Here is a 15,459-nt window from a genome sequence, read left to right as displayed (position 1 = left end):
ATGGCCGATATTATTAGATTATTACCAGACCATGTAGCGAACCAAATTGCTGCAGGAGAAGTGGTTCAGCGCCCATCATCCGTAGTCAAGGAATTGTTGGAGAATGCCATAGATGCAGGCGCCACTGAAATAAAACTTATAATTAAGGATGGGGGTAAGACTTTGATTCAGGTAGTTGATAATGGTAAAGGTATGAGCGGTACCGATGCCAGGTTGAGTTTTGAACGCCATGCCACATCTAAAATCCAGAAGGCAGAGGACTTATTTAATTTGCATACCAAAGGTTTTAGGGGAGAAGCGCTCGCTTCTATTGCGGCAATTGCACATGTAGAGATGCTTACCAAGACTGAAGATGATGAAATAGGCACCAAAATTAAGATAGAGGGTTCCAAGGTCGTAGCTCAAGAAGTGGTGGTGGCCCCTAAGGGTACCTCCATGTTGGTTAAAAACTTGTTTTTCAATATTCCCGCCAGACGTAATTTCCTTAAATCCGATCAGGTAGAGTATAGGCATATTACAGACGAGTTTCATAGAATTTCATTGGCGCATCCTCAAGTTGCATTCAGTTTTTACAATAATGGCAGTGATGTTTTTCAATTGCCCGGCAATGATTTTAGAAAGCGTATTGTCCATATATTCGGCAGGAAAACAGACGAAAAGTTAGTGCCTGTAGAAGAGGATACACAGGTGGTAAAAATATCGGGTTATATTCAGAAACCTGAATTTGCCAAAAAGAGTAGGGGAGAACAGTTCTTTTTTGCCAATAATCGATTTATAAAAAGTCCGTATCTGCACCATGCCATTTTAGGTGCGTTTGAAGGGTTGATACGACCGGGTACGCATCCTGGTTATTTTTTAAATTTAGAGGTTGATCCCGGTACCATAGATATTAATATTCATCCTACTAAAACCGAAGTGAAGTTTGACGATGAGCACACTCTTTACGCCATGCTAAAATCTGCGGTGAAACATAGTTTGGGCCAATTTAACGTTATACCTGCACTTGATTTTGAGCAGGACCAGAATTTGGAAACTCCATATGCCTACAAAGGTAAAAAAGTTGGTATTCCACAAGTTGTCGTAGATGCTTCGTTCAATCCTTTTGAAGAGGTCAAAAAATCTAAAGGCGGTACTTCTGGAAATTACACTAAAACAAGTGCCAAGGGTTGGGAAAACATGTATGCCGGTCTAGAGGTCGCCGTAGATCATCCTAGCAGTAATAATAGTACTTTGGAATTTGAATCTGAAGTCGTGAACAGTAGTATTTTTGAATCTGATAATGAAGCGGCGGACCATGTAACCCACACGTTTCAGTTACGGAAAAAGTATATTATTACCACTATCAAATCCGGTATGGTGGTCATTAACCAAAGCAGGGCTCATCAGCGGGTATTATATGAGAATTTTTTAAAGAACATTACCATAAAGGAAGCGGTAAGCCAACAGTTGTTGTTTCCCTTGACCTTGTCATTTACCCCAAGTGAAATAGAAATATTAGATGAGATAAAGGATAACCTTTGTACGGTTGGTTTTGTATTTGGAGAGGTGTCCAATGAAGGTGTGGAAATCAAGGGTGTTCCTGTACTGGTAGCAGAAAGCGAGGTGCAGATGATCATGGAGCAGCTTATGTCAGATTTTCAGCAGGAAGTTCCAGGAGATAGTTTTTCACAAAGTGATATGTTGGCAAAAACATTGGCCAAAACGCTATCCGTAAAAACGGGAGAAACCTTGGATGAATTTTCACAGCAAAAACTGGTCAATGACTTGTTCGCCTGTAAGGAATCTACCTTGAGCCCGTTTAATAAGAAAGTATATATAATGATTACAGAGAACGATATAGAACGAAAATTTATATAAATGGGTAGATTGACCGAGACCATTAAACATTTGCTAATAATAAACGTACTGTTTTTTATTGCAACGAATATGTACGGAGACCAAATGTACGAGTGGTTTTCGCTGTATTTTCCTAAAAACGACCATTTTCAATTATGGCAAATTGTTACCCACATGTTTATGCATGGTGGGTTTATGCATATTTTATTCAACATGTATGCATTGTATGCATTTGGTTCACCTTTGGAGCGTATGTGGGGTAGAAACAAGTTTTTGTTCTTTTATATCTCAGCAGGACTTGGGGCGGCCTTGATTCATATAGGTGTCAATTATTATTATTACAATGCGGGTATGAACGCCCTTTTGAGTGCAGGGTTGACTGAAAGTAATATTCTGGAAATTATCAATAGTGGGCAGTATAGTACGCAATGGTATGAGATTGCAGGTAAATCTACCATAGATAACTTTTTGGGAGCCTTTAATACTCCAGTAGTGGGAGCTTCTGGGGCCATCTACGGAGTTTTGGTGGCCTTTGGTATGTCTTACCCTAACAGTGAACTATTTTTATTGTTTTTGCCAGTACCAATTAAGGCCAAGTATTTTATTCCGGTTTTAATAGCTTTAGATTTATTTTCTGGGGTAACGGGCTATAGTTTGTTTGGTCAAGGTATTGCACATTTTGCCCACGTAGGTGGTGCATTGTTCGGCTTCCTAATGATGTGGTACTGGAAAAAAAATCAATTTAATAACAATAGGTGGAATTAAATTATGGCACAACCGGATATAAGATATCAATGGAGTAGATTAAACGTAGCTGAAAAGCTTATTGCCATAAATGTACTGGTCTTTGTCGTCAACGGACTTGTACCTTTTTTATTGGGGATTTCTAAAAATAGCATTGTACAATGGTTTGAGCTACCCAATAACTTGATGGATATTGTTTATCAGCCATGGTCCATCATTACCTATTCTTTTTTTCATGGAGGCATTGGTCATCTGTTCTGGAACATGTTGCTCATATATTTTGTTGGTAGAATATTCCTTAACCTTTTTGATGCCAAGCGTTTTTTAACGGTATACCTTTTGGGGGTCATTCTAGGAGGGCTTACTTTTGTACTGGGCTACAATATATTTCCTGCTTTTTTTAATACCAATGCCTATTTGATAGGGGCTTCTGCGGGGGCCAGTGCGGTTCTTATTTTTATTTGTACCTATTTGCCAAATCAAGAAGTTAGACTCATTTTTTTTAACGTAAAGCTTTGGATGGTAGGTGCCGGGGTGGTTCTCTTGGACCTGATTCAGTTGCCCATAAGTAATTCCGGTGGACATTTAGCACATTTGGGAGGTGCATTTCTAGGATATTTTTATGCCAGTCAGTTATTGAAAGGTACGGATATAGGTTCCGGTTTTTCAAAATTAATGGACAATGTGGTCAACGTGTTCAAGACCACAGGTAAAAAAGCCCCTATGAAAACGGTTTATAAAAACAAGAAGAGAACTGCTAACTTTGGGTCTTCTCAGGATTATGACAAAAAAACGCATCAGAAAAAAATAGATGCCATTTTGGATAAAATCAGTAAGTCCGGTTATGAGAGCCTTTCCAAAGCAGAAAAGGATTTTTTATTTAAAGCGGGCAAAGAAAATTAGTATATGCGAATATCTTCATTTTTCGCTAAGATCATGTTTGCTTTAAACATGATTTTTTTCCTCATTCTATTGCTGGCATGTATTGTACCATATACAGCATCAGCAAGTTTGGCTTTTGTAAGTTTGGCCGTACCGGTTTTGGTGTTCGTGAATATGCTGTTTTTTCTTTATTGGCTTTTTAAGTTCAATATTAGAATGCTATTATCGCTCTCGGTCCTAATTTATGGATATTTTGCTTTGGATACGTTTGTAGTATTCAATAGCATTGAAGAAGTGGAAGATACTTCTAATACCCTATCCATTATGAGTTTTAATAGTTTAGGGTTTAGGGGAAAGGAAGATGAGTGGAAGAGTACGGCTGGAGATACCATAGTAAAATTTATACAACGAGAGAATCCGGATATTGTTTGTTTTCAAGAGTTCGATTATAGAAAAATACGCTCGCACTTTTTTGAAGAATACCCGTATAAATATGTTGATTTTAATTTTGATGTTGACGAGGATAAGGTAATTCAGGCAATTTATTCAAAACACAAGATCATCAATAAGGAAATAATAGAGTTTCCCGAGTCATCTAACAGTGCGGTTTATGCAGATGTTATAGTTCAAAAAGATACTATTAGGGTCTATAATTTACATTTAGAATCCTTAAACATAAGACCTTCCAGTATTAAGAGGGAACGATCGGATAAATTGTTCGTAAGACTACGAAACTCATTCTCCAAGCAACAACAGCAATCTACTATTGTGCGCAGCCTTATCAATAAAAGTCCATATCCTATAATTGTCTGCGGAGATTTCAACAATACGCAATTTTCCAATTCGTATTTTACCATAAAGGGTAGTTTAAACGATACTTTTTTGAAAAAGGGAAATGGATATGGCAAAACCATTAATTTTTGGAAATTTCCTTTTAGGATAGATTTTATTCTGGTAGACCCCGTCTATGAAGTACTGTCTCATCATAATTATGAAATAAATCTCTCTGATCATGAGCCTATTATGGCTACGATTAAAATTGGGAACGAATAAAAAGGCAATCTACCGTATCTGCCAGAATATGCAGTAGAAGCGCCAAACCGTAAATTCTAGTTTTTTTAAACGTAAATAACAATATATAAATAGCAATGGCTAAATAACTGTGCAACGGATGAAAGTCTATACTGCATCTATTTGTCTGAAACATTGGGGTGGCCAAAACGTGATCAAGATCAATAAGTATTCCTGATAAAAGAATAAGCGTAGCCAGTAATCTATTTTCCTTATAAAAATAAAAGGCGATAACTAAGGGTACTATAAAATGTATGCCGTAGTGGGCAATAAATCTAACCATGTGTTTTAGGCAAAATACCTTGCTTCAAATAACTCAGTGCATTTGGACCCAAGTTAAATAAGAGGTCCAATATGCTTAAATTAGGGATAAACCCATGCCGATCGCCAAAAACCTGGGTGTAAGGTTCAAAATGTAGATCATGGTCTAATTTGGCATTTACCAAAAACCTGTAGTCCTTGTATAAAGCAGGTTTGTCTTCGTAAGAGCTGGTTGTTTCTGAGGGCATTTGTAATTGAAGGCAATCTAATATTACTTCAATGGTCTTTAAGTTAAAATCCATCAACAAATCAAAAGGCTGGGTGTATAGCGGTCTTATCTCATCTTCATAGAATTCAAAAAAAGGAGAGGTTCTATAAGCTGTTTCCAATGTTCTCCAATGTTGGCGTTGCCAAGGATAGGTGTGGTCCAATGCCACTGACTTATAGCGTTGTCTTCCAAATTCTTTCCCTACATGAACAATTGGTATGCTTAAAATATGTTTTCCGCGATCCGTAGAAATATATGTCCTGTTCCTAAAAGTCTGCTTTTGGTAATTATCCTCTAGTTCCCAGCAGATACTTTCATTTGCGATAAAACTAAATGTATGGATATTTGGAAAATATGTAGGATGAATTAGTTTCATCTTCATTATATATTTTTAATTACGTCAAAGTATATTTATAATGATCAGGTAGTTACGTTACAATCGCCTAAACTACTTATTTATACCTATTTTGATTTTTTTCGTTTCCAGAACCAATTTCCAACAAAATAAACACCTAAAAGAATCAAGAAATATTTGAAATAGGATTGTGGTTGTCCTTCACCGTTAACGGTGGTGAATATGCGGTCCCATCTAGGTTTCCATTTCCATATTTTATTCGGGTTTCCATTTGCATCGACAAAATTATCAAAGCTCATCCAAATGAAGATAGGGGTGCCTACAATATGGTTTTCAGGTACATAGCCCCAAGCCCTACTGTCTTCTGAATGGTCCCTATTATCACCCATCATCCAATAATAATCTTGCTGAAAGGTATAGGTGTCCGTTGGTGTGCCGTTAATACTAATCTGATTTCCTGCAACGGATATTTCGTTGCCTTCATACTCCCTTATTATTTTTTTATAGAGCGGTAATACTTTTAAATTTAAATCTACGGTAGCCCCTTTTTTAGGAATATAAATTGGTCCCATTTGACTATAGTTCCAAGGATAGTCCGTACTCTGTGGAAATAAATTGGTTCCTCTTTTACCTTTTGGCTGGACATTTTGAACCACAGAATCTATGCTAGAATCTGACTTAAGTGCCCTTACCATATCAGCGGTCAAGGGTATGGTTCGTTCCCGATCCGTTACTTCTTTCAAGGATAGTCTATAATTGGAAATTACATTGGCCGGTATCCCTGAACTACCGGTATATAATTCTATTTGCCCATTGGCGGATTGATTAAAGCCTACCACATAACCTTGTAACCCGTTGACCTGCTCTTGATTTATGGGTCCTGAAATGTACTTACGGGTAAAACTGGTTATACCTTTTTGCAACAGTAATCTGGAAGAAACTCCTTTAGCACTATAAATGGTATAATCAAACTGTGGTTTGGCACTTCCAGGTAATTCCAATTGTTTGCCATCTATAAATACATAGCCATTACGTACTTCCAATGAATCCCCTGGGAGTCCTACACACCGTTTTACATAATTTGATTTTTTATCAATTGGTTTTTTTACCCCTTTTTCTTTTTTAAAGAATACACGGACCGTATCTGCTGGCCAACTGAATACTACAATATCATTACGGTCTACCTTGGTAAAACCGGGCAGCCTAAAATAGGGTAGTTGTGGTTTTTTTAAATATGAAGGTGTTCCCAATATGGGCAAGGTGTCATGCACCATAGGTGCTGCAACCGTTGTCATTGGTGTTCTTGCCCCATAATGAAACTTACTTACAAAAAGGAAATCACCAATGCGCAATGTACGCTCCAACGAGCCCGTAGGTATTACGTAGGGCTGTATAAAATAAGTGTGAACCAATGTAGCGGCCACAATAGCAAATAGTATGGAACTTATCCATTCTCCCGTTGCTGTCTTAGGTTGTAAGCTGCGATCTTGAATATAGGATACTTCCAAGGAATAGTTTACGTAATAAATATAGAAACCAAGGGTACCTATTACTATCCATGTCTCCAACGTACTGTTTCTTCCAAAACTTCTAATGGTCTCCACCCAAATTACCGGGAACATCAATAGATTGATAATAGGTATGAAAAGCAAAATAACCCACCACTTAGGTCTTTTGATAATTTGCATCAACACTATTGCATTATATACGGGAACTGCTGCCTCCCAAGCTTTTCTTCCTGCTTTGACGTAAAGTTTCCAAGTGCCTAAAAAATGTATGACTTGAACAATTAAAATAAAAATTATCCACTGGGTTGCATTCATATGTTTTGTTTTTATAATCAAGACCCACTGCTAACCACAGTGTAAGGCATCAATGATCCATCAGTCTTTACAACTATCTATTGTTACGTTTTTTAACCAAGGTTTAACACATCGCGCATGGAAAATACACCTTTTTTGCCAACAATCCATTCTGCAGCGGTTACTGCACCAAGCGCAAATCCTTCCCTATTATGGGCAGTATGCTTTATCTCAATGCTATCTATGTTATTAGTATAATCTATAGTATGTGTACCCGGTGTTTGGCCAATTCTTTTTGCCGTTATCGGTATTGTACCCTGGGTATCCTCGTCTAACTTCCATTGCCCATAGTCAGAATTTTCAATAATACCTTCTGCCAAAGTTATGGCTGTACCACTTGGGGCATCTAATTTTTGAGTGTGATGGATTTCCTCAATGGAAACTTTATACTCGGGGAGGTTTTGCATCATTTTTGCCAAATAGTTATTCAGTTCAAAAAAAATGTTCACCCCTAAACTAAAGTTAGATGCATAAATGAATGCACCATTGTTCTTATTGCAAAGTGACACCGCATCATCATAGCGATCCAACCATCCTGTAGTACCGGATATGACTGGGATATTATTGTTCAAACAGGTGCTAATATTGTTATAGGCGGCATTGGGCATGCTAAAATCTATTGCCACATCCATGGCGCCAAAATCAATTTGACCTGTATTTTCATCAATTCTTGCCGCAATTTCATGACCACGAGATAAAGCTATCTGCTCTATCATCTTGCCCATTTTCCCATATCCAAAAAGTGCGATTCTCATTCTTAAAATTTTATAATTAGGGCCATACCGTAATTTGGGCTGTTGGTCACCTGATTTAAGTCAAAGTAAGGTTCAAAATCTATACTTAAATCATCGTCAATATTAAATTGTTTTAAATGTGCATCTACATTGGCATCCACAATATTCAACGCATACATGCCAATGGCAACTACCAACCACAGGTCGCGGTCACTTTGAAACCGTTCCTGTTGATATTCCAGATCATCTTGATCTAAATCTGGTGGATCACCCGGTAAATTATCATTGTTGATATCATAATATTCATCGTCCGTAAAACCGGCCAACCTTCTTTTAAATGCAGTTCTAAAGCTTTGATAATTGTCATTGTTCCAAGTGTAAGCATATATACTTCCACCTATGGCACCATAGACTAGAGGTACTTTCCAATATTTTTTATTGTAGACTTGACCTAGTCCGGGAACCAATGCGGAATAAAAAGCGGCTTTACTTGGCGCTAAGGGCTTAAATTCCCGTTCTGTTTTTTTTAATGCAACAGAATCATTGATTACCACAACTTCATTCTCACGTATTTCTGGTACGCTATCCGTTACCACTGTAGGTACGGTTGGTTCCTCTTCTTGCGCATAGCAAAAACCTGATACTATTAATAGAAAAGTTAAAAGGGATAGCTTGCTACGCACCAGTAATCAATTTTTTGATACGGTCAAATTCTTCTTGTGATTTAAAAGGAATAGTAATTTTTCCCTGTGCCTTATCCGAAGCTTTGATGTCCACTTTCACGGAAAGGGCATCGGTAAGTTCCTTGATTCCTTTACGTACAAAAACTGCGGGGTCCTTTTTTCCCGTTTTCTTTACTTCTTTTGAAGATTTATCAGAAGCGTCCGTATGGTAGGATTTAACTGCACTTTCAGTATCCCTAACAGATAGGTTGTTGGTAATGATTTTTTCATAAAGTGCCAACTGATCCTGTTTCTTGTCAATATTGACCAAGGCCCTGCCATGCCCCATGCTTAAAAAACCATCGCGCATACCTGTCTGGATAATTGGGTCCAATTTCAACAACCTTAAATAGTTTGCTATGGTAGACCTTTTTTTACCAACACGGTCACTTAATTTTTCTTGGGTAAGGTTAATCTCATCTATCAATCTCTGATATGAGAGTGCTATTTCAATAGGGTCTAAATCCTGGCGCTGAATATTTTCGACCAATGCCATTTCCAAAGACTCCTGGTCATTTGCAATACGAATGTAAGCGGGTATGGTTTCCAGTCCCAACAGTTTGGATGCACGAAACCTTCTTTCGCCAGAAACCAACTGGTATTCGTTAAAACCTAGTTTGCGAACCGTTATGGGTTGAATAACACCCAATTCTTTTATAGAAGTAGCCAATTCCTTAATGGATTCGTCATTGAAGTTGGAGCGTGGTTGAAAAGGATTTACCTCTATATGCTCCAAATCCAGCTCAATAATATTGCCTACTACCTTATCTGCATTTTTATCGGTTGCCGTATTAATATCATTTTCCGGATCTTTTAATAGAGCCGAAAGTCCTCTACCTAAAGCTTGTTTTTTTGTCGCTTTTGCCATATTAAACCGTCTGCTTATTTTTTTTGACTATCTCATCTGCCAAATTCAGATAGTTGGTCGCTCCCTTACTAGAAGCATCATATTTAATAATACTTTCCCCATAACTTGGTGCTTCGCTCAATCGTACATTACGCTGTATAACCGTATCGAATACCATATCGCCAAAATGTTTTCTTACTTCATCTACCACTTGGTTGGACAATCGTAACCTAGAATCATACATGGTCAATAACATTCCTTCAATATCCAATTCCGCATTATGCAATCGTTGAACGCTTTTTATGGTATTCAAAAGTTTTCCCAATCCTTCAAGGGCAAAATATTCACATTGTATAGGAATTATTACCGAATCTGCTGCAGTAAGTGCATTCAAGGTCAAAAGACCCAAGGAAGGGGCACAGTCTATAAGGATAAAGTCATAATCGTTCTTAAGGTCCAAAATGGCCTTTTTCATCATATATTCCCGCTCATCCTTATCCACTAGTTCTATTTCAATGGCCACCAAATCTATATGTGCCGGGATAAGGTCTACATTTGGGGAAGTGGTTGGTATAATCGTCTCCTTTGCACTCTTAGTATGTTCCAATAATTGGTAAGAGCCCAATTCCACTCCATCTACATCTATTCCAAGGCCAGATGTGGCATTGGCTTGTGGGTCAGCATCGATCAACAACACTTTTTTTTCCAATACACCTAGCGAGGCGGCTAAGTTCACTGTAGTGGTAGTTTTACCTACCCCACCTTTCTGATTGGCTATAGCAATAATCTTGCCCATATTTAAAGTAAGTTAGGCCGTAAAAATACAATTATTTACGGGGCTTATGAAAGGATTTTGTTAACACTAAGTGAATAATGAAATTGAATTCATTAAAAAAGCGTTAATTTATTTAAAATGAAAGGCTTATGTTTTGTAGTATACGGCCTTTAAATTTCTTTCAACAACTTATTAAGCATGCAATTGTCTACTCCTTTTCCTTTAGTTTTAGGCTATCCTCATATTCAATTAGATAGATTTCCTCATTCTTTTTTTTAAGGTAGTACTCTTCTCTGGCAAATTTTTCCAATTCCCCTTCACTTGAGAGTTTTTCTATAATCTTTTTATCCTTTGCAATTTCCTTTTTCAAAAAATCCTGGGTTTTTTCCAATTTCTTGATTTCTTTCCTCAACTCTAAATGAATCATTAAGGAGTTGGTGTCAAAAAAAAGCATCCAAATAACAAAAGCGGAAAGTACCAATACATACATATTGGTCACTACCTTAAACCACTTCTTTTGTTTTAGATCTTTGAACGACATTAGGACTGCATTAATTTTTCGTTGATTATACTCTTTACGATTTCAACGGCAACCGTATTGTATTTATTATTTGGTATTATAATATCCGCATATTCCTTGGTTGGCTCAATAAATTGCTCGTGCATAGGTTTTATTATGGCCTGATACTTCTCTAGGGTCTCATCTAAATTCCAACCTCGTTCGTTTACATCTCTTTTTAATCTGCGAATTAGTCGCTCATCCGTATCTGCATGTACAAAAATCTTAATGTCGAACATCTTTCTGATGGCAGGATTCGTCATGATCAAAATACCTTCTACGATAATTACCTTGGTAGGGTGGGTAAGGATTGTTTTGGCCGTTCTATTGCACTCTAAAAATGAATACACGGGCTGTTCAATGGATTTGCCGTTTCGCAATGCATTTAAATGCTCTTCCAAAAGTGCAAAGTCAATAGAATTTGGGTGGTCAAAGTTGGTTTTTCTTCTTTCTTCAAGTGATAGATGTGAGAGATCATTGTAATAGGAATCTTGGGAAATTACACCCACTTCCTCATTAGGTAATTCATTTATAATTTGATTTACTACCGTTGTTTTTCCACACCCGGTCCCTCCGGCTATCCCAATAATCAACATACCAATTGCTTTGATGCAAAAATACATATTTGAATATCAAAAATGCATAAAACTTAAAATTCAACTTTTATTAACACCCCTTGAGATGGTAAGCCTTATTTTTGCATGATGCAACAAGAACATACAAAACCAAATTTTGAATTTGTAGCATTAATGGCTTCGTTAATGTCCATTGTGGCACTTACCATAGATGCAATTTTACCGGCAATGGCAGATATTGGTATCGCAATAAACAGTTTGGACCCTACGCAAAATCAACTGTTGGTCACCATGATTTTTCTTGGACTGGGTGTAGGGCAGTTGTTTTTTGGACCTTTGTCAGATAGTTTAGGGAGAAAACCAATTGTCTATTTTGGATTTATCATCTTTTTTATTGCCAGTATCATTTGTTTGGTGGCACCAAACCTTGAAATTATGCTGGTAGGCAGAATTTTACAGGGTGTTGGACTTTCTGCGCCCAGGACGATAAGTATATCCATTATTAGGGATACTTATCGTGGAGACTATATGGCCAAGATCATGTCCTTTGTAACCGCATTTTTTATTTTGGTGCCTGTTGTGGCACCGGCCATTGGAAAAGCGGTAATGGGGTATACAGGTTGGCAGGGCATTTTTTATATGCAATTGTTCTTTGCCCTAATCGTAGGCATTTGGTTTTTTAAGAGACAACAAGAAACATTGAGTCCGGCTTACAAAGTTCCATTTTCCTTTAAAGTGTTCATCAAAGGGACCAAGGAAATATTCAAGTATAAGGAAACTGTTTCCTGTACAATTATTTCCGGACTTATAACAGGGTCTTTTTTGGTGTATTTAAGTTCTGCCCAACATGTATTTGAAGACCTTTATGGTCTAACGGATACTTTTCCTTACGTGTTTGCCGGCCTGGCATTGTCCGTAGGACTTTCCACATTAATGAACGGCACTTTGGTACTACGTTTTGGCATGCGCAACCTTTCGTTTATGGCTTTGGTAGCATTTACGACAATAGCGTTGACCTATAGCATTTTGTTCGTTAATTCCCATGACCCTAATATTACCATACTTTTGGTTTTTCTATCGCTCTTGTTTTTGTGTCTTGGTTTTATTTGGGGCAATATGCGCTCCATTGCCATGGAACCAATAGGCCATATAGCAGGTATAGGAGCGGCAATAACCGGTTTTGTATCCACTATTTTGTCCATTCCTATTTCTATCTTTGTAGGTAGTTTTATAAAAGATTCCGTTTGGGCCTTGTTTGCAGGCTTAGGTATTTGCGGACTACTTTCCGTAGTGTTGTTCATGACCTTTAAGACAAGGCCATTATTTGCCAACAACCATGCGTTTTCCAAATAATTACAACTAATATTTTCTAGTAGCATCTGGCTGTCCGGAGATTTAACGAATTGTAATTTATACGTTATTCTACACTGTTCGCACGTTAAGTTGTTGGTATTGATGAACATATATTTTCAACTTCATTGTTTAAAAAGCTTAATGTTGAGAATTGTAAAAAACACAACCGTTTATTTTTTAGAACTGTTTCTTATTATCATTGCTTGTAAGAATATGGGTAGGGTAGAGAATATTTTGCATAGACCGTTCATGTGCTAGGTCCAAATTATAACGCGGGCATGGAGCCCGATATCAACTTGAAAATGCTCTGAATTATACCGAACCACCAGATTGATTTTTTTGGGTAAGGCATCACCTAGGAGCTATTTATATAGAAGCTGGCATATACCAAGATGTAATAAGAATGTACAATGAAGACTTAGTTAGACTTTATAAAAACGGAAGGGCTTTACACGGATTAAAACTGGCTTATCAAAATCTAAATTATGTATAAAGGGTAAAAGAAATTGAGGGCAATTAATTCAAAGCTGGGAGAATGCTGATATTGATATATCTATTTCCCGTATAAAATAAATTTCGCCAGACCCATTTTTTAAATATGTCTGGCGAAATTTACACTTAAAACTTTTTCTATGATTTGAAATTATAGGGCATTATCCATAATTTCTTGAACAACTTCTGGATTTAGAAGTGTACTTGTGTCTCCAAGGTTGCTGGTGTCGTTACTTGCAATCTTGCGTAAAATGCGGCGCATAATTTTACCACTACGCGTTTTTGGCAAGCCAGAAACAAACTGGATTTTATCCAATTTTGCAATTGGCCCTATCTGTTCTGTAATCTGTTGATTGATTTCTTTTCTAAGGTTGTCCCTATCCCTACTTTCTCCCGTCTCTTTTAGAATAACATAACCATATAGGGCGTTACCCTTGACATCATGTGGAAAACCTACAATTGCGGACTCTGCTACGGCAGGGTGCTCGTTAATGGAATCCTCTATTGGTGCTGTTCCAAGGTTATGACCGGATACAATGATAACATCATCGACTCTACCAGTAATTCTATAATATCCTACAGCATCCCTTAGGGCTCCATCACCCGTAAAATACATGTCTTCATAAGCGCTAAAATAGGTGTCTCTATAACGGTCATGATTGCCCCAAATAGTACGGGCAATTGAAGGCCATGGAAATTTAATACAAAGTCGGCCATCTACTTGGTTCCCTTTGATTTCTTTTGCATTTTCATCCATTAAAGCTGGTTGAATACCAATAAATGGCAGCGTTGCATACGTTGGGGCCGTTGGTGTAACATACGGTATTGGGGTAATCATAATACCACCGGTTTCTGTTTGCCACCAGGTATCAACAATAGGACTGTTTTTCTTCCCCACATTATTATTGTACCAATGCCATGCCTCTTCATTGATGGGTTCGCCTACAGATCCTAAAACCTTTAGGCTAGAAAGGTCATGTTTTTCTACATAATCCAGATTTTCTTTGGCCAATGCTCTAATAGCGGTAGGTGCTGTATAGAACTGATTGACTTTATGCTTTTCTACAACTTCCCAAAAACGACCATAATCCGGGTAGGAGGGAACCCCTTCAAACATTAAGGTGGTTGCACCATTGGCCAATGGTCCGTACACTATATAAGAATGTCCGGTTATCCATCCAATATCCGCAGTACACCAGTACACATCATGTTCTCGATATTGAAAAACATTTTTAAAAGTATAGGCCGTATAGACCATATATCCTGCGGTAGTATGTACCATACCTTTTGGAGTGCCGGTTGAACCAGAAGTGTATAAGATAAACAGTGGGTCTTCTGCATCCATGATTTCCGCTACGCAATCCGCATATGCTTCATCTAACAAGGGCTGTAACCATTTATCCCTTCCTTTTTCCATATGTATATCCGTGCCTGTACGTTTTGCTACCAATACATGTTCTACACCTGGGCAGTCTTCCAAGGCCTTGTCAACTATACCTTTTAGGTCAATAGACTTGGAACCCCTAAAGGATCCATCTGAGGTGAGTACCATCTTACAGTCACTGTCATTAATTCTGGTAGATAGCGCATTTGCGGAAAAACCTGCAAATACTACAGAGTGGATAGCGCCAATTCTAGCACATGCCAATAAGGCTACGGCCAGTTCGGGAATCATGGGTAAATAGATGCAAACCCTATCTCCTTTTTTAACACCGTGGTCTAAAAGTACATTAGCCATGCGGCATACCCGTTCATGTAATTGTCTATAGGTAATATGGGTTGCTTCTTCCTTGGGGTCGTTAGGTTCAAAAATTATGGCCGTTTTATCTCCCCTTGTGGGTAGGTGGCGGTCCAAACAATTTTCCGTTATGTTCAGTTTTGCCCCTTCAAACCATTTAATCTCCGGTTTTTTAAAATCCCAGCTCAACACATTGTCCCAGCGCTTGCGCCAAACAAAATGCTCTTCTGCAATTTCCTCCCAAAAGGCTTCAGGGTTTCGAATGGATTTTCTATAAACCTGAAAATATTCCTCTAAATGCTTAATGTGATAATTACTCATTGTATGCGTTAATTATATTATTCAAGGATTTTACATCCCTATGGTTGTTGATAAAAGTTGTTTT

The 15,459-nt window shown here is 37.8% G+C and carries 15 protein-coding genes; 5 read left to right on the top strand and 10 right to left on the bottom strand.

Annotated elements, in window-relative coordinates; translation table 11 throughout:
* The 4 genes from mutL to CHB68_RS14200 are packed head-to-tail and all read left to right on the top strand — an operon-like array spanning window position 1 to window position 4,515.
* Window positions 1–1,857, top strand: coding sequence for a DNA mismatch repair endonuclease MutL (mutL, locus tag CHB68_RS14215; RefSeq protein ID WP_089261788.1), 1,857 nt, complete (start codon window positions 1–3; stop codon window positions 1,855–1,857).
* The gene (locus CHB68_RS14210; protein WP_089261786.1) at window positions 1,858–2,601 is read left to right on the top strand and encodes a rhomboid family intramembrane serine protease; all 744 of its coding nucleotides are present in this window, start codon (window positions 1,858–1,860) and stop codon (window positions 2,599–2,601) included.
* Window positions 2,602–2,604: 3 nt separating this feature from the next.
* Entirely contained in the window at window positions 2,605–3,483 is an 879-nt protein-coding gene (locus tag CHB68_RS14205) for a rhomboid family intramembrane serine protease (protein ID WP_089261784.1), read from the top strand.
* A gap of 48 nt (window positions 3,484–3,531) precedes the next feature.
* Complete coding sequence (locus tag CHB68_RS14200) at window positions 3,532–4,515, top strand: endonuclease/exonuclease/phosphatase family protein (protein ID WP_179213209.1); 984 nt, start codon at window positions 3,532–3,534, stop codon at window positions 4,513–4,515.
* Here CHB68_RS14200 and CHB68_RS14195 read toward each other — a convergent pair.
* From CHB68_RS14195 to udk, 9 genes are all read right to left on the bottom strand, one after another.
* Window positions 4,496–4,816 carry a DUF6122 family protein gene (locus tag CHB68_RS14195; RefSeq protein WP_089261780.1) on the bottom strand — a complete coding sequence of 107 codons (321 nt, stop codon included), beginning with the start codon at window positions 4,814–4,816 and terminating at the stop codon, window positions 4,496–4,498. The genes CHB68_RS14200 and CHB68_RS14195 overlap by 20 nt on opposite strands.
* A complete protein-coding gene (locus tag CHB68_RS14190) occupies window positions 4,809–5,444 on the bottom strand; it encodes a WbqC family protein (RefSeq protein WP_317043830.1) in 636 nt (211 codons plus the stop codon). Before CHB68_RS14190 ends, CHB68_RS14195 begins: the two co-directional genes overlap by 8 nt.
* Window positions 5,445–5,524: 80 nt before the next feature.
* Window positions 5,525–7,240 carry a signal peptidase I gene (gene lepB / locus CHB68_RS14185; RefSeq protein WP_089261776.1) on the bottom strand — a complete coding sequence of 572 codons (1,716 nt, stop codon included), beginning with the start codon at window positions 7,238–7,240 and terminating at the stop codon, window positions 5,525–5,527.
* 92 nt (window positions 7,241–7,332) lie between these two features.
* Window positions 7,333–8,034: a 4-hydroxy-tetrahydrodipicolinate reductase gene (gene dapB, locus CHB68_RS14180; RefSeq protein ID WP_089261774.1), complete on the bottom strand. Its 702-nt coding sequence runs from the start codon at window positions 8,032–8,034 to the stop codon at window positions 7,333–7,335.
* Window positions 8,035–8,036: 2 nt separating this feature from the next.
* Complete coding sequence (locus tag CHB68_RS14175) at window positions 8,037–8,696, bottom strand: DUF5683 domain-containing protein (RefSeq protein ID WP_179213208.1); 660 nt, start codon at window positions 8,694–8,696, stop codon at window positions 8,037–8,039.
* Window positions 8,689–9,603 (bottom strand): ParB/RepB/Spo0J family partition protein, encoded by a 915-nt coding sequence (locus CHB68_RS14170; RefSeq protein WP_089261772.1) that lies wholly within the window; start codon window positions 9,601–9,603, stop codon window positions 8,689–8,691. The genes CHB68_RS14175 and CHB68_RS14170 overlap by 8 nt, the downstream gene beginning before the upstream one ends.
* A gap of 1 nt (window position 9,604) precedes the next feature.
* On the bottom strand, window positions 9,605–10,378 hold the full coding sequence (locus CHB68_RS14165) for a ParA family protein (RefSeq protein ID WP_089261770.1): 774 nt from the start codon (window positions 10,376–10,378) through the stop codon (window positions 9,605–9,607).
* Between the two features lie 187 nt (window positions 10,379–10,565).
* Window positions 10,566–10,898: an FtsB family cell division protein gene (locus CHB68_RS14160; protein ID WP_089261768.1), complete on the bottom strand. Its 333-nt coding sequence runs from the start codon at window positions 10,896–10,898 to the stop codon at window positions 10,566–10,568.
* Window positions 10,898–11,512, bottom strand: a complete 615-nt coding sequence (udk, locus tag CHB68_RS14155) for a uridine kinase (protein WP_089261918.1) — start codon at window positions 11,510–11,512, stop codon at window positions 10,898–10,900. Before udk ends, CHB68_RS14160 begins: the two co-directional genes overlap by 1 nt.
* Before the next feature lie 108 nt (window positions 11,513–11,620).
* Here udk and CHB68_RS14150 point away from each other — a divergent pair, with 108 nt between their 5' ends.
* Complete coding sequence (locus CHB68_RS14150) at window positions 11,621–12,844, top strand: MFS transporter (protein WP_089261766.1); 1,224 nt, start codon at window positions 11,621–11,623, stop codon at window positions 12,842–12,844.
* A gap of 643 nt (window positions 12,845–13,487) precedes the next feature.
* Here CHB68_RS14150 and acs read toward each other — a convergent pair.
* On the bottom strand, window positions 13,488–15,395 hold the full coding sequence (gene acs, locus CHB68_RS14145; protein WP_089261764.1) for an acetate--CoA ligase: 1,908 nt from the start codon (window positions 15,393–15,395) through the stop codon (window positions 13,488–13,490).
* Between the last annotated feature and the right edge of the window lie 64 nt (window positions 15,396–15,459).

This window comes from Maribacter sedimenticola, from assembly GCF_900188415.1.
Lineage (GTDB): Bacteria > Bacteroidota > Bacteroidia > Flavobacteriales > Flavobacteriaceae > Maribacter > Maribacter sedimenticola.
The sequence above is the reverse complement of the archived record's forward strand: the minus strand, read 5'-3'. Positions and strand labels throughout refer to the sequence as shown.